This window comes from Pseudoalteromonas sp. NH0006-46 (assembly GCF_057547735.1).
Map to the genome: position 1 here is coordinate 35,278 of NZ_BAAJML010000006.1, position 22,797 is coordinate 58,074.

Annotated in this window: 18 protein-coding genes and 9 tRNA genes; 24 read left to right on the forward strand and 3 right to left on the reverse strand. The window is 39.9% G+C overall.

Annotation, left to right across the window (positions count from 1 at the left end):
- Window positions 1-50: 50 nt before the first annotated feature.
- The 19 genes from ruvC to AC27I2_RS12655 all read left to right on the forward strand — a co-directional run bounded on the left by ruvC (window position 51) and on the right by AC27I2_RS12655 (window position 10,757).
- A complete protein-coding gene (gene ruvC, locus AC27I2_RS12565) occupies window positions 51-575 on the forward strand; it encodes a crossover junction endodeoxyribonuclease RuvC (protein ID WP_008131991.1) in 525 nt (174 codons plus the stop codon).
- Between the two features lie 2 nt (window positions 576-577).
- A complete protein-coding gene (ruvA, locus tag AC27I2_RS12570) occupies window positions 578-1,195 on the forward strand; it encodes a Holliday junction branch migration protein RuvA (RefSeq protein WP_138528079.1) in 618 nt (205 codons plus the stop codon).
- 7 nt (window positions 1,196-1,202) lie between these two features.
- Entirely contained in the window at window positions 1,203-2,210 is a 1,008-nt protein-coding gene (gene ruvB, locus AC27I2_RS12575) for a Holliday junction branch migration DNA helicase RuvB (protein WP_058404864.1), read from the forward strand.
- A 1,154-nt stretch (window positions 2,211-3,364) separates the two neighbouring features.
- Window positions 3,365-4,069, forward strand: coding sequence for a protein TolQ (gene tolQ / locus AC27I2_RS12580; RefSeq protein ID WP_058404865.1), 705 nt, complete (start codon window positions 3,365-3,367; stop codon window positions 4,067-4,069).
- Window positions 4,056-4,484 (forward strand): protein TolR, encoded by a 429-nt coding sequence (gene tolR / locus AC27I2_RS12585; RefSeq protein WP_006794474.1) that lies wholly within the window; start codon window positions 4,056-4,058, stop codon window positions 4,482-4,484. Before tolQ ends, tolR begins: the two co-directional genes overlap by 14 nt.
- Window positions 4,485-4,488: 4 nt before the next feature.
- Window positions 4,489-5,415, forward strand: coding sequence for a cell envelope integrity protein TolA (gene tolA / locus AC27I2_RS12590; protein ID WP_058404866.1), 927 nt, complete (start codon window positions 4,489-4,491; stop codon window positions 5,413-5,415).
- A 9-nt stretch (window positions 5,416-5,424) separates the two neighbouring features.
- The gene (gene tolB / locus AC27I2_RS12595) at window positions 5,425-6,783 is read left to right on the forward strand and encodes a Tol-Pal system beta propeller repeat protein TolB (protein WP_138528071.1); all 1,359 of its coding nucleotides are present in this window, start codon (window positions 5,425-5,427) and stop codon (window positions 6,781-6,783) included.
- Window positions 6,784-6,817: 34 nt separating this feature from the next.
- Window positions 6,818-7,360 (forward strand): peptidoglycan-associated lipoprotein Pal, encoded by a 543-nt coding sequence (gene pal / locus AC27I2_RS12600; RefSeq protein WP_219423525.1) that lies wholly within the window; start codon window positions 6,818-6,820, stop codon window positions 7,358-7,360.
- Window positions 7,361-7,373: 13 nt separating this feature from the next.
- Entirely contained in the window at window positions 7,374-8,123 is a 750-nt protein-coding gene (ybgF, locus tag AC27I2_RS12605; RefSeq protein ID WP_058404869.1) for a tol-pal system protein YbgF, read from the forward strand.
- 171 nt (window positions 8,124-8,294) lie between these two features.
- Window positions 8,295-8,370 (forward strand) — tRNA-Lys (locus AC27I2_RS12610).
- Between the two features lie 61 nt (window positions 8,371-8,431).
- Window positions 8,432-8,507: transfer RNA gene (locus AC27I2_RS12615), tRNA-Lys, on the forward strand.
- A gap of 46 nt (window positions 8,508-8,553) precedes the next feature.
- Window positions 8,554-8,629, forward strand: a tRNA-Lys gene (locus tag AC27I2_RS12620).
- A gap of 60 nt (window positions 8,630-8,689) precedes the next feature.
- Window positions 8,690-8,765: transfer RNA gene (locus tag AC27I2_RS12625), tRNA-Lys, on the forward strand.
- A 55-nt stretch (window positions 8,766-8,820) separates the two neighbouring features.
- Window positions 8,821-8,896: transfer RNA gene (locus AC27I2_RS12630), tRNA-Lys, on the forward strand.
- Between the two features lie 62 nt (window positions 8,897-8,958).
- Window positions 8,959-9,034: transfer RNA gene (locus tag AC27I2_RS12635), tRNA-Lys, on the forward strand.
- 39 nt (window positions 9,035-9,073) lie between these two features.
- Window positions 9,074-9,149: transfer RNA gene (locus AC27I2_RS12640), tRNA-Lys, on the forward strand.
- Window positions 9,150-9,227: 78 nt separating this feature from the next.
- Window positions 9,228-9,303: transfer RNA gene (locus AC27I2_RS12645), tRNA-Lys, on the forward strand.
- A 128-nt stretch (window positions 9,304-9,431) separates the two neighbouring features.
- Window positions 9,432-10,472, forward strand: coding sequence for a quinolinate synthase NadA (gene nadA, locus AC27I2_RS12650; RefSeq protein WP_219422657.1), 1,041 nt, complete (start codon window positions 9,432-9,434; stop codon window positions 10,470-10,472).
- A 195-nt stretch (window positions 10,473-10,667) separates the two neighbouring features.
- A tRNA-Ser gene (locus AC27I2_RS12655) sits at window positions 10,668-10,757 on the forward strand.
- 42 nt (window positions 10,758-10,799) lie between these two features.
- Here AC27I2_RS12655 and AC27I2_RS12660 read toward each other — a convergent pair.
- Together AC27I2_RS12660 and AC27I2_RS12665 are read right to left on the reverse strand one after the other, a co-directional pair.
- Complete coding sequence (locus AC27I2_RS12660) at window positions 10,800-12,455, reverse strand: sensor domain-containing diguanylate cyclase (RefSeq protein ID WP_487204458.1); 1,656 nt, start codon at window positions 12,453-12,455, stop codon at window positions 10,800-10,802.
- Between the two features lie 63 nt (window positions 12,456-12,518).
- A complete protein-coding gene (locus tag AC27I2_RS12665; protein ID WP_487204459.1) occupies window positions 12,519-15,191 on the reverse strand; it encodes a CHASE domain-containing protein in 2,673 nt (890 codons plus the stop codon).
- A 287-nt stretch (window positions 15,192-15,478) separates the two neighbouring features.
- Here AC27I2_RS12665 and AC27I2_RS12670 point away from each other — a divergent pair, with 287 nt between their 5' ends.
- The gene (locus AC27I2_RS12670; RefSeq protein ID WP_219422660.1) at window positions 15,479-16,348 is read left to right on the forward strand and encodes an alpha/beta fold hydrolase; all 870 of its coding nucleotides are present in this window, start codon (window positions 15,479-15,481) and stop codon (window positions 16,346-16,348) included.
- A gap of 50 nt (window positions 16,349-16,398) precedes the next feature.
- On the opposite strand, the gene AC27I2_RS12675 is transcribed toward AC27I2_RS12670, so the two are convergent.
- On the reverse strand, window positions 16,399-16,788 hold the full coding sequence (locus AC27I2_RS12675; protein WP_219422661.1) for a DUF2750 domain-containing protein: 390 nt from the start codon (window positions 16,786-16,788) through the stop codon (window positions 16,399-16,401).
- A 213-nt stretch (window positions 16,789-17,001) separates the two neighbouring features.
- On the opposite strand from AC27I2_RS12675, the gene AC27I2_RS12680 reads away from it, so the two are divergent.
- The 4 genes from AC27I2_RS12680 to AC27I2_RS12695 all read left to right on the forward strand — a co-directional run bounded on the left by AC27I2_RS12680 (window position 17,002) and on the right by AC27I2_RS12695 (window position 22,757).
- Window positions 17,002-18,045: an alkene reductase gene (locus AC27I2_RS12680; RefSeq protein WP_487204460.1), complete on the forward strand. Its 1,044-nt coding sequence runs from the start codon at window positions 17,002-17,004 to the stop codon at window positions 18,043-18,045.
- Between the two features lie 189 nt (window positions 18,046-18,234).
- A complete protein-coding gene (locus tag AC27I2_RS12685) occupies window positions 18,235-20,511 on the forward strand; it encodes a TonB-dependent receptor domain-containing protein (RefSeq protein ID WP_487204461.1) in 2,277 nt (758 codons plus the stop codon).
- Between the two features lie 69 nt (window positions 20,512-20,580).
- Window positions 20,581-21,705, forward strand: coding sequence for an alkaline phosphatase family protein (locus AC27I2_RS12690; protein WP_487204462.1), 1,125 nt, complete (start codon window positions 20,581-20,583; stop codon window positions 21,703-21,705).
- Window positions 21,702-22,757, forward strand: coding sequence for an alkaline phosphatase D family protein (locus AC27I2_RS12695; protein ID WP_487204463.1), 1,056 nt, complete (start codon window positions 21,702-21,704; stop codon window positions 22,755-22,757). The genes AC27I2_RS12690 and AC27I2_RS12695 overlap by 4 nt, the downstream gene beginning before the upstream one ends.
- The last annotated feature ends 40 nt before the right edge of the window (window positions 22,758-22,797 follow it).

Genomic DNA, 22,797 nt, shown 5'->3' on the forward strand with positions numbered 1-22,797 from the left:
TGCTCTGGCATTATTAGCCTAATTTAGAATAAAAATAACGAGAATGTTACTTGGCCATTATTTTAGGGATCGACCCTGGATCGCGTTTGACTGGTTACGGTGTAGTTGCCCACCAAGGCGCTAAATTTACTTATTTAGGCAGTGGGTGTATAAAATTAGCCGATCATCCTTTTCCGGTTCGCCTTAAAATGATTTATCAGGGCATAACTCAGCTTGTAGAGCAGTTTTCGCCTGAAACGTTTGCTATCGAAAAAGTGTTTATGGCTCATAACCCCGATTCAGCGTTAAAACTTGGCCAAGCACGTGGTGCGGCCATTGTAGGTGCTGCAATGGCAGACTTACCTGTGTTCGAATATTCAGCAAGGCAAATTAAACAAGCTGTAGTAGGTAACGGCGGTGCAGATAAAAGCCAAGTACAACATATGGTAAAAAATATCTTAAAATTACCGGGTACACCCCAAGCCGATGCTGCAGATGCATTAGCAATTGCTATTTGCCATGCACACTCAGAACAAAATTTAATCAAACTGGCGGGTAGCGCAAGCAAAACCGTTAGAGGACGCTTAAGGAAATAACAATGATCGGCCGCTTAAATGGTATTTTAGTTGAAAAACAACCTCCCGAAATCTTACTTGAAGTAAGCGGTGTGGGTTATGAAGTACAAATGCCAATGACCTGTTTTTACGACTTACCAAAAGTGGGTGAAAACGCGATTGTTTATACTCATTTTGTAGTTCGTGAAGATGCGCAGTTATTGTTTGGTTTTAACAATAAAACAGAACGCGCATTATTCAGAGAGCTTTTAAAAGCAAACGGGGTAGGGCCAAAACTCGGGCTCGCTATTTTATCGGGGATGTCGGCGCAGCAGTTCGTTAGCTGTGTAAATAATGAAGATGCTACATCGCTGGTGAAATTACCGGGCGTGGGTAAAAAAACCGCTGAGCGTTTAGTGCTTGAAATGAAAGACCGTTTAAAAGACTGGGGCAATGATTTATTTACACCGTTTAGCGACAGTGCAGTAATAGAACCCCATAGTGATACATTAGTCGCTAATAATGCAGCCGATGATGCGGTATCGGCACTTGTTGCGTTAGGTTATAAATTGCCTCAGGCGCAAAAGGCGGTAAAATCGGTGAGTAAACCAGATATGTCTACAGAGGTTCTTATAAAAGAATCTTTAAAATCGATGTTGTGAGTAACCCATGATTGAAGCGGATCGCTTAATTGATGCGACTGAAAAAACAAACGAAGACTCGATTGACCGAGCAATTAGGCCAAAACTGTTGGCTGATTACCGAGGTCAGCCGCATGTTAAGCAGCAAATGGAAATATTTATTGAAGCTGCACGCAGCCGCGACGAGGCGCTTGACCATTTATTAATATTTGGACCGCCGGGTTTAGGTAAAACCACCTTAGCTAATATTGTCGCAAACGAGTTAAACGTAAATATTAAAACCACCTCAGGGCCTGTACTTGAAAAAGCAGGTGATTTAGCGGCACTACTTACTAATCTTGAAGAAGGTGATGTGCTGTTTATCGATGAGATACATAGGCTAAGCCCGCAAGTTGAAGAAATACTTTACCCTGCAATGGAAGATTATCAACTTGATATAATGATAGGTGAAGGCCCTGCTGCGCGCTCTATAAAGTTAGATTTACCACCGTTTACGTTAATTGGGGCTACAACTCGTGCAGGGTCACTTACGTCGCCACTCCGTGACCGCTTTGGCATAGTGCAGCGCTTAGAATTTTATTCAGTCGAAGATTTATCCCACATTGTTGGCCGTTCAGCCCATTATCTTGATTTAGAAATGTGTGACGATGGCGCAAGTGAAATAGCGAAAAGATCGCGGGGCACCCCACGTATTGCTAACCGCTTATTACGCCGAGTGCGAGACTATACGCAAGTCAAATCCGACGGCACTGTAAACGCAGAGGTTGCGCAACAAGCGCTTGACATGATTGACGTAGATAAAAGCGGTTTTGATTACATGGACCGTAAATACCTACTTGCTATTATTGAAAAGTTTATGGGGGGTCCAGTAGGGCTCGATAATTTAGCTGCTGCAATTGGTGAGGAGCGTGAAACCATTGAAGATGTTATTGAACCGTTTTTAATTCAGCAAGGGTTTATTCAGCGAACACCGCGCGGTCGAATTGTGTCTGACAATGCGTACCATCATTTTGGCTTGTTACCTAAAAAAGACTAATTTTAAAAACCTCTCCTAAACTCTTGCTAAAAATTACTTTTAGCAAGAGAACTTCCTTTTATAACGTATTTTTAACTACCAGAAGTGCATTGCTTTATCATTAACTAGCCTGAACTCTGGTTAAGATATTTGCTAACGCATTGAATCATCGTGATATTTAAATTTATTTTCTCTAGCCAGAGGTTTTTAGTAAAAAATGCGGATTTTCGCGTCAATAGCTAGGCTATTGCAAGTAACTTCAACGACGTTTGCGCAGAAAATAGCTGCTTGAGATAGATTTATTATCCAGAGTTCAGGTTAACCAACAATTCACAGGGCGTTAAGGCTTATGTGGCTATTGTGCATTTCATAAAGTTAAATATTGTTAACGCCGACTAAAAGCGCCTAATTTTAATGTGAAATTGAGTGTTTAATAAACAACATTTCGCGAAGCAGTAAAATTTTTGTACTAAACCAAATTTCAGGTAAAAAAAAGCCCGCAAATAATGCGGGCTAACAACAAGTTAAAGGAAGTAATCTGGGGGAACCATGTTTTACACTGTTAGGTTTTATCCAAATAGAGTAAAACACTGTAATACGATTAAAAATCATATTACTTAGAACAGGACCTAATGAAACAATTTCATTTAGTGCGCTAGCTCGGTATGGGATAATAATACGGAATATCCAAAAATTGTTCAAACTAGAAAATTTATTTTTTCGGATTAAAAAAAGTAATGCTTTTAGTTTTATTGTAGTTTGTAATTTGTTTGTTAAATAATCATTTATTTTATAAGTTAATGAAATATCGTAATTAAGTATAATTTTGTATTATTGTTCGGTATTAGTTTTAGTATTCTGGCTGGTAATATGAATGTGGTTTTGCGTGTTTATGCATTGATTTTGAATAAATGCGGTGTTTTATGATGTTTATTTATATAATTACTCAGTTCGATGTAGGCATTGATATTATTTAAATAAGTTTTTACATAACTAGGCGTAAAAAATGAACTACATCGCCGATTTTTAACGTTTTTTGTTGGCTATTCATAGCAATATCGTTGTTAGTTTTAAATTGACTCGATACACTAGATGCAACTAAATGACCTGTGTTGCGGTCATAATTGCACAAATCATTACAATTGACGTATTTTGATACTATTTAGGAGTTTAATGTGGGATCAGGGCTTAATTTTTTGGATCTAATTTTAGAAGCCAGTTTGCTTGTACAATTAGTAATGTTAGGGCTAGTAGCTATGTCAGTGATGTCGTGGGCTATTATTTTTCAACGTAAAAAAGCGATTTCTGATGCGCTTTCAAATGCTAAAAAGTTTGAGCAAAAGTTTTGGTCAGGCATTGATTTAAGTAAACTATACAACGAAATTTCATCTCGTAGTGCTCAGTCTCATGGTATTGAGGCGTTATTTACAGCTGGTTTTAAAGAGTTTGCTCGCCATAAAAAAAATACATTTCAAAGCGCCAGTATTGTTATGGAAGGTACACATCGTTCGATGCGTGTTGCGCTTTCACGTGAAATTGAAAAAATTGAAACAAGCTTGTCGTTTTTAGCAACAGTTGGTTCTATAAGTCCTTACATTGGTTTATTCGGCACTGTGTGGGGCATTATGAATGCTTTCATTGCATTGGGCGAAGTAAAACAAGCTACATTGCAAATGGTTGCTCCAGGTATCGCAGAGGCTCTAATTGCTACGGCAATGGGTTTGTTTGCTGCAATTCCTGCTGTAATCGCCTATAACCGTTTTTCTAATAGTGTTGAAAAACTTGAGTCTCATTACATTAACTTTATGGAAGAGTTTGCTAATATTTTGCACCGTCAAGCAGCTACACAAATAGAGGCACAAGCGAATGTATCATCGTAAAAAGCGCCGCCCCGTTGCAGAAATCAATGTAGTACCATACATAGATGTAATGTTGGTGCTGTTGATTATTTTCATGGCGACTGCGCCACTTATCACTCATGGTGTTAAAGTAGATTTACCAAAAATGGAAGAGTCTGATTTAGTTGACACTAAAGACACGCCGCCGATTATTGCGTCAATTGATGCTGAAGGTAAGTATTACGTTAGCGTAGGTACCGACCCAGAAGAGCCAATGGAAGCGCTTGATGTAGCGGCAGTAATTAAATTGCAATTAATGAAAAACCCAGATGTACCGGTAATGATCAAAGGTTCTGGCAAGGTTTCGTATCAAGAAGTGCTATTACTAATGGATTTTTTGAAAAACGCAGGTGTGCCGTCAGTAGGATTGATGACTGAGTCCTTTGAGGGGAATTAACTGAATGAGTAGTGCATTAGTAAAGTCGGTGGTATTGCATTTAGGTTTGGGCGGTTTGTTGTATGCGTCAGCTAACATTCATGCACCAACCCCTAAAGTAATGGAAGTGACGTTAAATACGGCCATACCAGACCCCGAAAAAGCGGTTTCGGCGGTAACGGTTGATCAAAAAATGGTTGAGCAAAAAATTGCTGAGCTGCAAAAAAAAGAAAAAGACAAAAAGCGTGCTGAAGATAAGCGTATACGAGATTTAGAACGCCGAGCTGCAGAGGCTCGCAAGCAACGTGAATCTGAGGCTCGAAATATCAAAAAGCTTGAACGTGAACGCAAGGCCAAAGAGAAAGAAAAGGCACAAGCCGAAGCACAAGCCAAAAAAGCGCGTGAGATAGAGCAAAAAGAGCGTGCTAAAGCTAAGCAAGCAGAAAAGCAAAAGCAAGAGGCCGAAAAAGCAGCTAAAGCGGCGGCAGATAAGCGCAAGCTTGAAGAAGAAGCACTTAAAAAGGCAGAAGCTGAACGGGTGAAGCGTGAGCAAGAGGCTAAAGAGCGCGCAGCCGAGGCTGAACGTAAGCGCCAGCAAGCATTACAAGAACAAATATTACAAGAACAACTTGCTAAAGAGCAGGCTGCCCGTAGTAAAATACGCCAGCAACAAGTGGCAAGTGAAGTTGACAAATACCGAGCTTTGATTATGGCGCGTATTCAACAAAACTTGTTAATTGATGAAAAAATGAAAAACCAACAATGTCGAGTTAATATCCGTCTTGGCTTTAATGGTTTAGTTACGCAAGTTAAGTCTTTAGGTGGTGATAAGCTAGTATGTGAAGCAGCGCTCAGAGCGGTACGAATGGCTGATACATTACCTGTCTCGAAAGATAGAGACGTGTTTGACCAACTAAAAAATATTAACCTAACAATCAAGCCAGAATTTTAAAGGAATGATATGTTCAATAAACTAAAAGTAGCCTGTGTAGTATTGCTACTAGGGTTTCAAGGCATCGCAAATGCTGCACTTGAAATAGTAATTACTGAAGGTGTAGACGGTGCAAGGCCTATTGCTATTGTGCCATTTAAATACACCGGAATAGGCCCAATACCGCAAAAGCTAAGTGATGTGATTGCAGCTGATTTAGTTCGAAGCGGTAAGTTTAAGCCGGTTGACGTTACGCAAATGCCACAACAACCAAGTGAAGACAAAGCAATTGATTACGCTGCATGGGTTAATAAAGGGGTTGAGGCCGTTCTAGTTGGGCAGGTTGAACAACAAACCGATGGTCGTTATTTGGTCCGTTACGAATTAGTAGATGTAATTCGTGGTCAAATAACGGGTGGCAATACGCAAATGATGTCTAATGGGCAATTAGTAAAAAGCCAAGATCACATTTTAGAGGCCAGAGAAAGCGTCATTTCAGAAAGTGGGTTTCGCCGCTACTCACACCGCATAAGTGATGTGATTTACGAAAAGCTGACAGGCGAAAAGGGGGCATTTTTAACTAAAATTGCCTATGTAATAGTACGTGATGAAGACGATAAGCCTTACCAACTCGTTGTTGCCGATTACGATGGATTTAACGAACAAGTGCTTTTGCGCTCCAAAGAGCCGTTAATGTCGCCTGCGTGGTCGCCAGATGGTACAAAGCTTGCCTACGTAACGTTTGAAAATCGCCAAAGCCAAATATATATCCAAGATTTATATACAGGCAAGCGAGAAGTTGTAGCTAGCTATCGTGGGATTAACGGTGCACCGCAGTTTTCACCTGACGGTAAAGAGCTTTTACTGGTACTTTCAAAAGATAAAACAGGTGCAACAGAGATTTACTTGTTAAACCTAGCAACACGTAAAGAAACCCGCTTAACAAACCACCGTAGCATAGATACTGAACCATCTTGGTACCCAAATGGGCAAGATATAGTGTTTACCTCGGAAAGGGGTGGTAATGCTCAGATTTATAAGTTAAATTTAAAAACTGGCAGATCTAAACGCCTAACGTTTGATGGCGATATGAATCTTGCAGGGTCAGTTACGCCTGACAGTAAAGAATTAGTGATGGTTAATCGTACGAACGGTAGCTACCATCTTGCTAAAAAAGAGCTAGCTTCTGGCGCGTTTCAAGTTTTAACAAGAACTCGCCTAGATGAATCACCGAGTATAGCGCCAAACGGCTCGATGATAATATACAGCACGCTCCATAATAACAAACAGGTACTGGCGTTAGTATCGATGGACGGCCGCTTTAAAGCACGATTACCTGTGCTAGACGGACAAGTAAAGGCACCAGCTTGGTCGCCATATTTACAGTAATGTTACTGGTTTACTCAAAATAGGAATCTACTCAATGCAACTTAATAAAATACTTAAAGGCCTGCTAATTGCTGTGCCAGTAATGACATTAGCAGCTTGTAGCTCGTCTTCAGATATCGACGAAGGTGCTGCAAACCAATCTAATCAAACGGCTGTTGAGCAAACAACAAGCAACGATACAGTTGAAGTAGCAACTATTTCTCCTGAAGAACGTGCTGAAGAACAACTTCGTCAAAAATACGAAGCACTTCGTCAAGAGCAAGTAATTTACTTTGATTTTGATAAAACGACAATTGAAAGCAAATATGCAGATTTACTTCGCGCACATGCTGACTTTTTAGTAAAAAACCCATCGGTAAAAGTGTTAATCGAAGGCCATGCCGATGAGCGTGGCACGCCAGAGTACAACATTGCACTGGGTGAAAACCGTGGTCAGTCAGTTGAAAAGTACCTTTTAAGCCTGGGTGTATCAGCAAGCCAAATGTCAGTAGTGAGCTACGGTGAAGAAAAGCCAATGGTTAAATCACGTACTGAATCAGCTTTCGCTAAAAACCGCCGTGCGGTATTAGTTTACTAAGATAAGAGATATTATGAAGCCGAAAATTATTTTGGCAGCAATGATATTGAGCGGGAGCACCCAGTTATGGGCTGCTCCCGCTCCTGTTTCAGAAGCTGCGAGTTCACAGTCAAGTATTGAGAAGCGCTTAGCGTCGTTAGAAAGTATGATGCAATCGCGCAATTTCTTGCAAGCCGAGTTACAACAGCAACTTAATTTACTTCAAGATGAAGTAAGTCAAATTCGCGGTGTGACGGAAGAGCAAAGCTATAAACTGGAAAAAGTACTTCAGCGTCAGCGTGAGCTTTATCAAGAGATTGAAAACCGCGTTAGCCAAGCTTACTCTCAACCTACTGCTGTGCCTGCGACCGACTATGCACAACCTAATGATTCACAAGCATACAGCAGTGATTTGTCTGAGAACGAGGCTTACGAGCGTGCTGTTGCGCTTATAATGAAAGATAAACGTTACGATCAAGCTATTCCAGAATTTCAAACGTTTTTAACAACCTACCCAGAGTCTGTATATGCGTCAAACGCACACTATTGGTTAGGTCAATTATTAACAATTAAAAACGATGGAGTTAAAGCGGTTGAGCACTTTAGAGTGGTTGTGAATGAATTTCCAAATTCAAACAAACGCCCAGACGCCATGTTAAAGTTAGGTACGCTTTTAAAAGAGCAAGGATCAACAGATGAATCGTTAAAAATACTTAACGAACTTGTTACACAGTATCCAAGTACAACGGCTGCAAAATTAGCCACAGATCGCCTATCTAATTAATTGAATCAGCTTGATTAGACTGCTTTTTGTCATAAGCGGTCTAAAATTGGTCAACTAGGCATAAAAACTTAAAAAAAGAGACAATTTCGGTTGCACTCATTTTATAAATAAGTATTATAAGCGCCCGCAGCAAACGAATGGTTACCCCACTCAAAATGTTGCAAAAAGAGCGGGTCATTAGCTCAGTTGGTAGAGCAGTTGACTTTTAATCAATTGGTCGATGGTTCGAATCCATCATGACCCACCATTTTTAAAATGGTCTTTTATCGGCGGATTTACGTAGTATTCAAAGTTGTAAAAAATAGAGCGGGTCATTAGCTCAGTTGGTAGAGCAGTTGACTTTTAATCAATTGGTCGATGGTTCGAATCCATCATGACCCACCATTTTTAAAATGGTTTTTCAACTTGTATACATCAGTTATACCAGAGCGGGTCATTAGCTCAGTTGGTAGAGCAGTTGACTTTTAATCAATTGGTCGATGGTTCGAATCCATCATGACCCACCACTTTTAAAGTGTCTGGATCGGCGGATTTACGCATGTTTGTTATTGAATAAGTTTATGAGCGGGTCATTAGCTCAGTTGGTAGAGCAGTTGACTTTTAATCAATTGGTCGATGGTTCGAATCCATCATGACCCACCACTTTAACGAGTGGTCAGTAACTAAAGTATAATCAATAATTTACGAAAAATAGAATGGGTCATTAGCTCAGTTGGTAGAGCAGTTGACTTTTAATCAATTGGTCGATGGTTCGAATCCATCATGACCCACCATTCTATAAAATATTTAATCGGCGGATTCACGCATGTAAGCTTTTTTAAACTATGTTTTGAGCGGGTCATTAGCTCAGTTGGTAGAGCAGTTGACTTTTAATCAATTGGTCGATGGTTCGAATCCATCATGACCCACCATTTTATCAAAACATAAGTTTATAAATTAGCACCAAGAGCGGGTCATTAGCTCAGTTGGTAGAGCAGTTGACTTTTAATCAATTGGTCGATGGTTCGAATCCATCATGACCCACCATTTTTACTTCATAAGTAAAAACTGGAACATCGGCGGATCTACGCAAGCAACATACTTCAGTACATACAATATTAGAGCGGGTCATTAGCTCAGTTGGTAGAGCAGTTGACTTTTAATCAATTGGTCGATGGTTCGAATCCATCATGACCCACCATTTGTTATATTCCTTTTTAAAATTCCACTCTCTTTTTTATAAACAGCTTAACCAGTTTGCTGTTATTTATGCTTTTATTCTCGTATAATTCACCGTAATTTATACACTGTACATAAGTGGTCGAGAACATGAGTTTAGCGCAAACTATTATGCCTGAAGGCTATATTTTCCCTCCAAAGCCAGCACCGTTAACGAAAGACGAGCAGAGCGAATATAAAGCACGTATTAAGCAATTACTTAAAGATAAAAACGCGGTACTCGTAGCGCATTATTATACAGATCCTGAAATTCAAGCACTGGCTGAAGAAACAGGTGGCTGTGTTGCCGATTCTTTAGAAATGGCGCGTTTTGGTGCGCGACATGACGCTGACATGATCATTGTTGCAGGCGTACGTTTTATGGGTGAAACAGCAAAAATATTAACCCCCAATAAAACAGTTGTTATGCCAACACTTGAAGCAACCTGCTCGTTAGACATTGGTTGTCCAATTGATGAGTTCTCAGCATTTTGTGATCAGCATCCAGACAGAAAAGTTGTAGTTTATGCAAACACATCAACGGCGGTTAAAGCACGTGCTGATTGGATTGTTACGTCGTCTTGTGCCCTTGAGATTGTTGAGCACTTAGACGAGCAAGGTGAAAAGATTATTTGGGGCCCAGATAAGCACCTAGGCAGCTATATTCAAAAAAATACTGGCGCAGACATGATCATGTGGAATGGCGCATGTATTGTTCACGATGAGTTTAAAACAAAAGCACTTAAAGACATGAAAACGCTGCACCCTGATGCTGGCGTGTTAGTACATCCCGAATCACCTGCTGAAATAGTTGCACTTGCTGATGCGGTTGGCTCTACAAGCCAGCTTATAAAAGCGGCGCAAACAATGCCTAATAAAAAGTTTATTGTAGCGACTGACCGAGGTATTTTTTATAAAATGCAGCAACTCTGCCCAGAGAAAGAGTTTTTTGCAGCTCCTACGGCTGGTGAAGGCGCTTCATGTAAAAGTTGTGCACATTGCCCGTGGATGGCAATGAATGGCTTAAAAGCGATTGAGGAGGCTTTAATAGACCCTCAAGGTAAAGAAGTATTTGTAGATATGGACTTGCGTGAAGGCGCTCTTAAGTCACTTAATCGCATGCTAGATTTTACAGCTAACATGGCAAAATAATAAAACGCACTATTAATAAAAAGGTTACTGAAGTTCAGTCCCCTTTTTTGTGCCTAAAAAAGTTATAGTCATTGAAACTCAACGTGTTGATGTAATTGGTATGATTAGTGAGCAGTTAAAAGCCAGATACTAAAAATGCCTTGCACCTGAGTAACCTATTTCATACTATGACGCGCTGTTGCAATGCAACACTGTGGAGGAATGGCTGAGTGGCTGAAGGCGCACGCCTGGAAAGTGTGTTTAGGTTAACCCCTAACGAGGGTTCGAATCCCTCTTCCTCCACCATCATTCTATATTAGGACGCCTTATGGCGTCCTTTTTTGTGCACTAAGTTTGCTGTGTGGCTTGTTGGCTATTCGATGTGCTATTTTTTCGGGCATATTTTACTGCATACATTCGTTCATCAGCTAAGGTAAAGCACGCTTTGTAATCAGTGCATTCATTACTGCTGGCAATACCAAAACTTAATCCTGATTCTGGCCACTTTTGCTGTAGCTGAATATGTACTTTATTGAGTGCCTTAGCCGTGTTGCTTTCGATTACAGCAAGGTTTTCTAAAGAGTCGGCATTACATAAACAGATAAATTCATCCCCACCGGTTCTATAAACATCCCCTAAGTTAGCCAATCCTTTTTTAATTAACTTAGTAACGTTAATAAGTAACTCATCGCCACTGGCATGACCTAATTGGTCATTTATTGATTTCATACCATCACAATCAATAAATACAATTAAATAAAACGTGCCAATAGTATTTAGCTTTTCTTGTAGTAATAATCGGTTACCTACTTTTGTGAGCGGGTCAATGCGGGATTGTTCGAGGGCATCAATATAATCGTTTTGCTTTATTTTTAACCATTCAGAAAGTGAAAGTAATATACAAATACAATCTATCGCGAGTGCAATTAAAACCCATAACTCAGCCGAGGCGGTTACGATTAAGTTAAGGTGAGCTAAAATAAACACGACAAGAGAAAGGCTATAAATAATATTACCGGTTAAAAAATACTTTGCTCTAAAATCGTTTAGGCTCAACATTTTAAAGCCAAGTACTAGCGTTAGCACCACCCATATTGCTGCTAAGGTGTGTGCTAAATAAAATACCCAATGAAAAGGTAACACAAGGTTTATAAAGCCACTAACAAACGCGGCATACGAAAAATACTTTAAAAATTGGCTTATTCGTGTTTTTTCAACCGAGTGAAAATTAAATAAGTAATAAGCAAATGCGCTGGCTGAAGATATCGCAAACGAAAAAATATACATACCAAGGTAGTGCGAGTTTATGCTTTTAAAGCTATAAAACACGCCAAAAACGCCAGCGGCAAACGCCCAACCAATACCGTGCAAGCCAATATAACCTGCGCAATATAACGCAACATTTTGACCTGTTTTTAAATAAAGAATGAGTGCCATGCAGGCGAGGGTAAGCATAATGGTGATGGACATTATGCTCAGTGAATTTACAAAGAATTGTTGATAAATAAAGGTTGGCTCATCAATAATTGCTACGCTTACAGGTTTAGCATAATGGTTGGCATTTAAATAAAGCCATAGTACGCCTTGAGAGTTTGCTTTTAGGTTTAGTTGAAACGCTTGGCCATGCATTATAATTGCAGACTGAGATAAATTACCTTGTGAAAAGTCTGAAATTAAACGAATTCCCTCTGAATCCTGCCAATAAGCAAATCCTTCATCGAGGTAATTTGCGTTGGGCAAAATAAACCAACGAGTAGGCGTATTCGTTGAAAGTGGTATTTTTGCAATTGCGGGCCCTCGCATTTCCGATAAAGAAACAAGCGAATTTTGGGTGCCAAGATAAGCATTAATTACTTGCTCACCGGTTTTAGGCGTATTTAAGTTAACCTGTCGCCATATAGGCGAGTTCACTTCAGTGCTTTGTTGTAAATTAAGCATTTGTGCATTAGCGTGAAAAGGTAAGTATGCTAACAAGCACAAATAAACATATAAAAACCGTAGCATGTTACCCCTCATAAAGCTTACTGTTTATAACTGTCGTTTATATATTGCCAATATAACAGTGTTTCATCGGCTATTTTTAATATGCAATGCGTTTATTAATTTTTGTTTTTCAATAGGCTTAGATACATATCCGTCAAAAAGCGCTTCGTATAAGCGTTTTTGTTCAGAAAGCACATTAGCAGTCAGTGCAATTATAATTTGTGATTCATCTATTTTTTTAATAATTTCACATGCTTCAAAGCCATCCATTTTAGGCATCTGAATATCCATTAAAATTATACTAGGCAATCGTTCTTTATAAAGCTCTACGGCTTCTTGGCCATTATTAGCAATGACAATGTGCGCGCCGGCAGGCTCAAGCATGGCGCTTACAACTAATTGATTAATTTTATTGTCTTCAGCAACTAAAATAACTTTATTGGTTAGATCGGGAAGCGCTAAATCATTTAGGGTTTCATTTTCCAACGCTTTTTGCGCTTTCTCTAATGGTAAATAAACATAAAACTGGCTACCAATCCCTTCTTTGCTGGTTACTTTAATGTCGCCGCCCATAAGGTTAATGAGTGACTTAGTGATTGGCAACCCAAGCCCGGTTCCACCATATTCACGCGTTGTTGAAGACTCGGCTTGTTCAAAGCGCTCAAATAACCTGTTCACTACATTTTGCGGTATGCCAATACCTGTGTCTGAAACAATAACGCAAACTTGCTCATTCTCAGTAAGTTTAAACTCAACGGTGACGCCTCCTTTATGCGTAAACTTAATTGCGTTATATATTAAATTTAAAAAAACCTGCCTTATTCTAACAGCATCACCACACCAGTACTTATGTTCTATTGTTGATTTAAATTGCAAATAAATATTTTTTTCTTGAGCGGGTACTAACAAATCAGATTCTAAATGATGTATTAATTCATCTAATTCAAAGCTTTTGTTCTCAAGAGTGAGTTTACCAGCTTCGATTTTTGAAAAATCCAATATATCGTTAATAATGGTGGTTAGTGAGCGAGTAGAGTAGAGTGCTTTTTTTAAAAACTCTGTTGATTTTTCATTCATTGATTGCTCTTGCAGCAGCTGCAGAGTGCCTAAAATACCGTTCATGGGAGTTCGTATTTCATGGCTCATATTCGCCAAAAACTCCGATTTAGTTTTAGCGCTTTGCTCTGCGAGTTCTTTTGCGCGGGCAAGTGCTTGTTCGTGTTTTATTTGCTGCGTTAAATCAAACGCTATACCTAAAAAACCAACAACTTGAGCCCTGTTATTAAGCAGTGATGTAACACTTAAGCTGACTTGAATATGCCTACCTTTAGAGTCTACAAAGGTCCATTGGTTAACATCGGGTTCTGCGGGGGTTGCCTTTACAATCAATGTTTCAAACCCTGGGCTAACTATTTTATTTAGCTCATAACTAAGTTGTTTTGCTTTGCTTATCAGCTCTGTTTCTAAATGAAATATGCTATAGGTTTTTTTACCTACGACATCATTTGCTTTGTAGCCCAGCAATTTCTCTGCAGCGGGGTTAAACTCGGTAATTAAACCGTTTATGTCGGTAGCTATAATGGAGTAGCTAGCGCTGTCTAAAATGCTGCGCTGCAACATACTAATATCGGCTATTTGCTGGGTTCGTAGCTTTACATCAGTCTCTAGTTTCAAATTGGCTTGTTCAAGAATATTTTTATGTGCCTGCTCGGCTTCACGTCTTAAATTTTCTTTTTGGGCTTTTCTAAAAAATTGTAACTGGATTGCAAGCACAATTAACATAGCAATTAGCGTCAAAAAAATACCATTTACGAGTGCTTGATATTGATAAGGCAAATGCAGGTTTTCTATAAACGCATGAGAGCCATGTAAAGTTATTTGCCACTGACGGCCGATCACATTAGTAACAGTGGATACTTTAAACTCAGTGTTACTTGTTTTATCGCCGTATGTAAAAAAGGCCACATTAGTTGCATCGTTTAGATCGCTAATGGCTAAGTAGTTTTCATTAATATCAAATAATGAGTTTAAAATATTATCTATGAGCAAAGGGGAATATGCCCAGCCATGGAGCGCTTCTAGCCGTTCATCTTTAGATGCAGACGTGATCTTACTATTATAAATAGGTAATAGAATCAAAAAACCATGATGAGCTTTTTTATCTGCTTGTACTAACGTAATAGGTGCAGATAATTGAGCAGCATTTGCAAAAACTGCGTTTAATGCTGCACGTTTACGAATAGTTTCTGAGCCAATATCTAATCCTATTGCTTGTTTATTGTTACTTTCAGGAAAAATATATTGGATTACAAAATGATCACTTTTGTTTTCAGACAATGTTTTAAAGTTAAATAGGGTATCGGGGCGTTCGTTTTTTGCTTTAGTTATAAAAGCGGGTAGTTCGCTCTGGGTTACTTTTTTTATGTACCCAACGCCGTTAGCTCCCGGAAATTCTTGTGCGTAATCTCTTGCGTTTGAGTAACGTTTGATTGTGTTGTAGTTTAAGTTTTCAATACCAATACCTTGTATAAAACCCTTCAGGCTAAATAGCCCGTACTGATATAGCTCCATTCTGTTGTTTATGCCCACAGATAAGTTTGTTAGCTCGTTGTTTAAAGCCGCTAGTACTTTTGTGTCTAATGTTTGTTGATGTTGTATTTGTTGGAAGTAGGTGAAAACAACACCTATAATGAGGATTAAAACCTGAAGCGAAGTACCCAGTATCACTCCTTTATTAGCTCTACTTTGCAAAGCCATTTATTAATCCTTTTGCATGATATTAGTTGAAGTTATGCTACCTCGTTATACATTTCAATATAGCATTTAATAGTTAAGTTACAAGTTAAAAACAAACTAAACGCCTTGTTAAATAGTAAGTTGTTCAGCAGTGTAATTGAGTTTTTTAGTGGCAGTAAATATAAGTAAGCTGACGTTTTTTAATGATAAAGCATTAAATTTATAGGTTGTATTGTTTTTAGACTACTTTTCGGACTTTATCTGTAATTGTGTTAAAACATTTAAAACCACCTATTAGGGCTAACAACATGTATACACTCACACAATGGCAATCAAGCGGTCAGTTTTTAAATATCAACGGCCAGCAAATTTTTACTAAAATAGCAGGGATTGCAAATAAACCCGTGCTGCTTTTAATTCATGGGTTTCCAAGTGCTAGCTGGGACTGGGAAGGTATGTGGGATGAACTTACTAAACACTACTTTTTAGTAACACTTGATATGCTGGGTTTTGGGCTTTCGGATAAACCAATAAACGCGACTTATAAAATTACGGAGCAGGCTGATTTATACACGCAATTTTTAAAGTGTTTAAATATTACCGATGTACACATACTCGCCCACGATTATGGTGATACCGTAGCGCAAGAGCTATTAGCAAGGCAAGTTGCTACTAAAAGTGAAATACGTATACACAGTGTGTGCTTTTTAAATGGTGGGCTATTTCCACACGTACATAAACCGTTATTTATTCAAAAGCTACTTCTTTCAAAACTTGGTTGGATAGTCCCTAAGCTAATGAGCAAACAAAAATTTGCTAAAAACTTAACGACTATATTTGGAAAAAACACGCCACCAGCTCCTTTGGTAATTGATACGTTTTGGGCGCTATTAAATCATAATAATGGTTTGCGTGTTATGCCCAAACTTATTAATTACATTACACAGCGAAAACAAAACGAGCAGCGCTGGGTTGGGGCCATTATTAATAGCGATATACCGGTTACATTTATTGCAGGTGAGCAAGACCCAATTTCAGGTAAACACATGCTTGAGCACTATAAAAAGAGAGTACCTAATGCGCGGGTACAAGGGTTTGCTGATCTGGGGCATTACCCTCAAGTTGAAGATGCTAAGGCAATCACTCAGGCTTATTTAAATTTTAGAAAGCAGATATAAAAAACGCGGCTATTTTAACACCGCGTTTATACACCTAACAAGGATGTTATTTAGTATTTTTTCTTTGGTGCTTTTAGCTGTTTTTCAAATTCATCAGGAAATAAAATGGTGCCGTCGTCTTCCTCGGTTGGGAATACTGCAATAAGTAGGTCGTCTTCTTCAAGGCCCGGTGTCCAGCGGCTAAACCAATCAGCGGTCGGAATTGCTTTAGGTGTACAGCCTTCCCACTCACCGGTTGCCCATGCTTGGGCAAATTCCCGCGTTGGCCACACAGGTACACAGTCGTCATCTTCATTGGTAAGCATTACACAGCCGTCGTCGTCATTTAAAATCCATACTTGCTTGTATTGCTGAACGATTTCAAACATAAACGCGAGACGCTTTTTGGCGCCTAGGCCTAAAATTACGTCGTGTTTGTCGGTTGCATTTTCGCTTGTCATGATGGGCTCACTTTGTTGCTGTCAATTTATATTTATAGGCTACAAGTATATCGAGTTATGTGACACAGTGTTGAAAACTTCACAATTATTTTTGTTATGTAGATCCGTTTTAGAGGTAAGTCAGTATATTTTGAGCAAACATTCAAAATTGATCTTGAATGTTGTCAAAAAGGCCACACTTAGTATGCATACACTTAATCAAGGATTTATAAAATGAACACAGATTTACTTACACCATATCGATTAAACGACACGATTGAACTTAAAAATCGTGTTTTAATGGCACCGCTTACACGTTGTATGGCTGACGAAAATTTAGTGCCAACGCAAGATATGATTGAGTATTATGCACGCCGCGCAGACACAGGATTAATTATTAGCGAAGCGACAATTATTCGCCCAGACGGGCAAGGCTACCCAACAACGCCAGGCTTGTTTACACGCGAGCAAATTCAAGGTTGGAAAAAAGTGACTGACGCTGTTCATGCAAATGGCGGTAAAATGTTTGCTCAACTGTGGCATGTTGGCCGTGTTGCACATCCACACTTTTTTGATGGTGAAGTACTTGCCCCTTCAGCAATAGGTGTAGAGGGTTCGGTACCCCGTATGCGTGAGCTTACTTACATCACGCCAAAAGCCGCGACAACTGACGATATTAAATCGTTGATAGCAGATTTTGCGAAAGCCGCCGAAAATGCAATAGAAGCTGGGTTCGATGGTGTAGAAATTCATGGGGCAAACGGCTATCTGATTGATCAATTTTTACATTACGAAGCCAATGTACGTGAAGATGAGTATGGCCAAACACCGCAAAACATGGCTAGGTTTGCCCTTGAAGTCACCGATGCAGTTATTGCCGCAGTAGGTAACGAGCGTACAGCATTGCGTGTAACACCTGGCGCTTACTTTAATATGAGCGAAGATAACCGTGACAAAGCGGTTTTTGATTACCTATTACCTGAACTCGAAAAAAGAGATCTTGCTTATTTGCACGGTGGTATTTTTGATGACAGCACAACATTCGAATCGCTTGAAGGCAAAACAACTTCAGCGTTTTTACGTGCGGGATACAAAGGAACACTGGTAGGCGTAGGTAGCTACAGCTTTGAGTCAGCAAAAGACGCAATTAATGAAGGTAAGTTTGATTTAATTGCGATTGGCCGCCCACTAATTGCAAACCCAGATTTTATTAGCAAAGTAACTAACGGCGAAGAGTTAGTGCCTTACAGCGACGAGATGCTGGCTGAGCTTAAGTAATTTGTAGTAATTAAATGAAAAAGACACTTAATAGGTTATTAAGTGTCTTTTTTTTTACATATTTTCGCCATCGTTCTCTCATATTTGTTTAATCTTTATGTCAATAAAACAAAGCGTTATTGTCATATTTTAAAATCATACTGTGCCCGTTTTCATAATAAACCATTAATAAAATCAAACGGGACAACAATGTACGCTTTAAAGAGTAAATCGATTTTGAGCATGGCCATTGCCATGGCGGTATCAACATCTGCTTATGCTAACGACGACACCACTATTGAAGAAGTTACTGTTGTGGCAAAGCCAACCAGTTACGCTAATAATGTGATTGAACCTGCTATGTTAGAGCAGCAAAGCACGGTTTCAAGTGTTTTGTCGGTTATTGATAATTTGCCAGGCATTAGCATAAACGAAGGTGATGCATTTGGCGGTGACGATTGGTCTACCACCATTACCATGCGTGGTTTTAGTATTGACTCAAACCAGCAACAGTTAGGTATGACAGTCGATGGTATTCCAAATGGCGGCTCTAATTATGGCGGCGGGGCAAAAGCAAATCGCTACCTAGACTCTGAAAACCTTGCAACCGTTGAGGTTGGCCAAGGCACCTCTGATATTAAATCGGCATCACTTGAAGCGCTAGGCGGTACATTTAACTTTGTAAGTAAAGCACCAAGCCTTGAAAAAAGCACTACTTTTGCGTACACATCAGGTAGTCACGATGCAACACGATACTATTTAAAACACGAAACGGGTACGCTGTTTAATAACACCCAAGCTTACGTTAGTTACTCACAAACCGATACCAGCCGTTGGATTGGCTCGGGTAGTAATGGTGGCAAAGACAACCAACACGCCGAAGCTAAATTTGTTACCACATTAAGTGATTTAACCATCACTGGGCGCATATCATACGATGACGTTAGCGAAACAAATTATAACAGTGTAAGTCTGGCCCAATTTGAGCAAACGCCTGACTGGGATCAACTGACGTGGAATTGGACGGGCGTTCCGCATTTTGACCAAATGTTTGCAGAAGGTTGGGGCACACTTCGCGAAAATACGCTAGCGTATTTAAAGTTTGAATACGCTATTTCGCCAACATCTTTACTTACTGTTAGCCCTTATTATCATAAAAACTCAGGGCGTGGTGATTGGATCCCACCTTATTTAACAACCCCAGTAGATGAAAACGGTGATCCAACAACTGAGGGCGGCACTAACGCGGGCTCGTATGGTTTTGTAGATAGCGATGGCAATCCACTTGCGCCTAACGAAGGCTGTACCGCTAGTTTAAGTTGGCCGTGGGAGTCGGGACCTGGCCTAAACCCGGCGTGTTACGATGCCAGTGCAACACCGGTTATGTCGTATCGTCATACCCATTACAAAAAAGACCGCCTAGGTGTAACAGCCAACTACCAAGCTACATTTGGTATGCACGACATAGAAGCTGGTTTTTGGTATGAGCAAAGTGACCGCGACGAGTCGCGTGATTGGCATAAGGTCATTGACGCGCGCATTTACCATCACTACGACAGCACACCTTACTGGACTCAATATAAAAATACGTTCGAGGCAGATACGCTAAAATGGTACGCACAAGACTCAATGGTATTTGGCGATTTAACACTCAATGTAGGTGTAAAAAAATACCTTGTTGATATTGAAAAGTTTGACCATTACCAAAATGCCACAACCGCTAAAGTTAATAGCGACTCTGACGTGCTATTTAGTGGTGGTATTGTGTATCAATTAAATAACTCAACCGAGTTATTTGCCAGTTACAGTGAAAACTTTGCAGCCATAAAAGACGGTGTACTTGAGCGCGACAGCTCCGATTTATCAGCGATTGAACCCGAGACGGCTGAAAATATTGACCTAGGTGTTCGTTACCAAAACGACGCACTTAAACTGACCGCTACAGCCTATTCAATAGAGTTTGATAACCGCATTACCTTTATAGCACCAGGCAGTGACACAGGCGGTATTGACTACACCATTGGTACAAATGGCTCTTACTTAAATGTAGGCGGTATTGAATCACAAGGGTTAGAGCTTTCAGCAAGTTACATGTTAAGCCCTGAGTGGGGTTTTTATAGCTCGTATACAAATAATAATTCTGAATACAAAGGGGATGCGCCTGGTTTTGAAGCCGGTGAAAAGGTTATTGACTCTGTAGATGACTTATTTGTGCTTTCAACCGATTACTACAGTGGCGATTTCCGCTTTGGTTTGTCGGCTAAGTACACAGGTGAGCGTGGCGACGTAGATAGCTACACCGTGCTTGATTTAAATGCAGGTTACGCAGCCGATGTTAATGCGGGTCCATTTAAAGCCATTGATATTGCTTTTGTTGTTTATAACGTGACCGACGAAAGCTATTTAGCCGGCGGTACAGGCAACGGCGCTACTTACTTTATTGGTGCACCACGCACGGCGGCGGTTACCTTTACCGCAACATTTTAAATAATCAATAACGTTAATATTAGCCCATCACATTGATGGGCTTTTTATTAAACGCAAGGTGAGAAAACCATGCAAACAATATTGAAAGTAATTGCAGCGAGCTTTATTTTACTTGCCAACGCTGTGAGCGCGAGTGACACAAACGTTGTGCTTGTGACCCTTGATGGCGTGCGCTGGCAAGAGGTATTTAGTGGTGCTGATAAAAACCTTATTAGCAATAAAGACTTTGTTAAGCAGCCGAGCCAACTACACGATGAATTTTGGGATGAAAACCCTCAAAAACGTCAGCAATTATTAATGCCTTTTTTAACGCAAACGATTGCAAAAGAGGGTGTTATTATTGGCGATAGAAAAAAGGGTTCTACAATGTCGGTAAGTAATCCGTGGTATTTTTCGTACCCCGGTTATAACGAAATTTTAAGCGGCGAAGTAGATGTAAACATAAACAGCAACGATAAAGTTTATAACTCTAATAAAACCATTTTAGAGCGTTTAAACACACACCCTGAATTTAAAAACAGCACCGCATTGTTTGGTAGCTGGGATGTGTTTCCATACATTGTAAATACCCAGCGCACTAACGTTTATGTAAACGCAGGCTTTATGCCGATTGAAAACAATTTATTTGATAACGCCCCACTTTTAAATGCACTGCAAAAAGAGATCCCCAGCCCGCGGGTCAATGTACGATTAGACAGTTTTACTTACCGCTTTGCTAAAGCCTACATGTTGGCCAAACAACCCAAGTTGCTGGTAATAAGCCTAGGTGAAACAGATGATTTTGCGCACGATGGTCACTACGACGCCTACTTAAAATCAGCCAAACAAAGCGATGCATTTTTAAAAGACTTATGGCAAACCATTCAAAGTACCCCAGGTTATAAAAATAAAACTACGCTTATTATCACAACCGATCACGGCCGCGGTAGTAATGCAAACGATTGGCAACATCATAGTTCTAAACAGGCATTAGCTAAATCAGCGCAGGGTAAAAAAGCATTTCCAGAAGGGATTATTGGTTCAGAGCATATTTGGCTTGGCGCAATTGGCCCTGCAATTAAAGGAAATGGTTTAATAAAAATTAACAATGTTAAACAAGCGCAAATAGCGGCTACGGTGCTTGAGGCGCTTGGGCTACAACCTTACAAAATAAACCCCAATATGGCACCCGCTATTAAAGAGATCTTAAAATGAAAATGCGATTAAAACCTATTTTATATTCAACACTTGCGTTAGTTATAAGCTCAAGTGCGATGGCTGCGCCATCAAAAATATTGTTTGGCTCGTGCGGGCATCAAGATAAAGACATTCCAATATTCGACACTATAAACAAAGAGCAGGGCGATTTATTTATATTTTTAGGCGACAATATCTACGGCGACACCAACGATATGTCAGTACTTGCCAATAAATATCAAAAATTAGGCGCAAAATCCGGATTTAAAACCCTAAAAGAAAATACACCCATCATTGCAATGTGGGACGATCACGACTTTGGTCAAAACGATGCCGGAAAAGAATACCCGCATAAAGAGCAATCGCGCCAAATTATGCTCGACTTTTGGGAAGAGCCCGCCAACTCTGAGCGCAGAACACGTTCAGACGGTATTTACACCTCGTATACGTATGGGAAAGGCGAGCAAACTGTACAGGTGATCATGCCTGATTTACGCTGGAACCGTGACACACTTAATCACGTAAGCGAACTTGAGTATTACACCAAGCGTAAATTAAATAACCAAGGCCCTTATAGCCCAACCGAGGTTAAAGGGGCATCTATGCTAGGTGAGGCACAGTGGCAATGGCTCGAGACTGAGCTTAAAAAGCCAGCCGCAATTAAGCTTATTGCATCAAGCCTCCAATTATTGCCTGACTTTACTGGCTGGGAATCATGGGCTAATTTTCCAGAGGATCGCAATAGGTTATTTGCGCTAATAAAAAAACATAAGGTCAATGGGGTGGTGATCATTAGTGGCGACACGCATTGGGGCGAAATATCTAAATACGATCAAAACCTAGATTACCCGCTTATTGAAATGACCAGCTCAGGCTTAACAGAAAAATGGAAAGACGTTAGCCCAAATAAACACCGTGTAGGCGACTTCACTCATAACGTAAACTATGGCGATTTAAGTATAGACTGGGAGCAAGCCGACCCTGCTATTTCACTAAAACTTAAAGGCATAGACGGCAAAGTCATTATGAAAAGTAACTTTGGCCTCTCAAGTATTAGCCCTTATAAATAACAGCGCTATAAAATAATAAACGCACAGTGATTAAAAAGTG

What these genes read in the sequence shown, in the direction of transcription:
- ruvA (WP_138528079.1), top strand. Translation starts at nt 578, where the DNA reads ATGATCGGCCGCTTAAATGGTATTTTAGTTGAAAAACAACCTCCCGAA.
- ruvB (WP_058404864.1), top strand. Translation starts at nt 1,203, where the DNA reads ATGATTGAAGCGGATCGCTTAATTGATGCGACTGAAAAAACAAACGAA.
- tolR (WP_006794474.1), top strand. Translation starts at nt 4,056, where the DNA reads ATGTATCATCGTAAAAAGCGCCGCCCCGTTGCAGAAATCAATGTAGTA.
- tolA (WP_058404866.1), top strand. Translation starts at nt 4,489, where the DNA reads ATGAGTAGTGCATTAGTAAAGTCGGTGGTATTGCATTTAGGTTTGGGC.
- tolB (WP_138528071.1), top strand. Translation starts at nt 5,425, where the DNA reads ATGTTCAATAAACTAAAAGTAGCCTGTGTAGTATTGCTACTAGGGTTT.
- pal (WP_219423525.1), top strand. Translation starts at nt 6,818, where the DNA reads ATGCAACTTAATAAAATACTTAAAGGCCTGCTAATTGCTGTGCCAGTA.
- ybgF (WP_058404869.1), top strand. Translation starts at nt 7,374, where the DNA reads ATGAAGCCGAAAATTATTTTGGCAGCAATGATATTGAGCGGGAGCACC.
- nadA (WP_219422657.1), top strand. Translation starts at nt 9,432, where the DNA reads ATGAGTTTAGCGCAAACTATTATGCCTGAAGGCTATATTTTCCCTCCA.
- AC27I2_RS12660 (WP_487204458.1), bottom strand. Translation starts at nt 12,455, where the DNA reads ATGCTACGGTTTTTATATGTTTATTTGTGCTTGTTAGCATACTTACCT.
- AC27I2_RS12665 (WP_487204459.1), bottom strand. Translation starts at nt 15,191, where the DNA reads ATGGCTTTGCAAAGTAGAGCTAATAAAGGAGTGATACTGGGTACTTCG.
- AC27I2_RS12670 (WP_219422660.1), top strand. Translation starts at nt 15,479, where the DNA reads ATGTATACACTCACACAATGGCAATCAAGCGGTCAGTTTTTAAATATC.
- AC27I2_RS12675 (WP_219422661.1), bottom strand. Translation starts at nt 16,788, where the DNA reads ATGACAAGCGAAAATGCAACCGACAAACACGACGTAATTTTAGGCCTA.
- AC27I2_RS12680 (WP_487204460.1), top strand. Translation starts at nt 17,002, where the DNA reads ATGAACACAGATTTACTTACACCATATCGATTAAACGACACGATTGAA.
- AC27I2_RS12685 (WP_487204461.1), top strand. Translation starts at nt 18,235, where the DNA reads ATGTACGCTTTAAAGAGTAAATCGATTTTGAGCATGGCCATTGCCATG.
- AC27I2_RS12690 (WP_487204462.1), top strand. Translation starts at nt 20,581, where the DNA reads ATGCAAACAATATTGAAAGTAATTGCAGCGAGCTTTATTTTACTTGCC.
- AC27I2_RS12695 (WP_487204463.1), top strand. Translation starts at nt 21,702, where the DNA reads ATGAAAATGCGATTAAAACCTATTTTATATTCAACACTTGCGTTAGTT.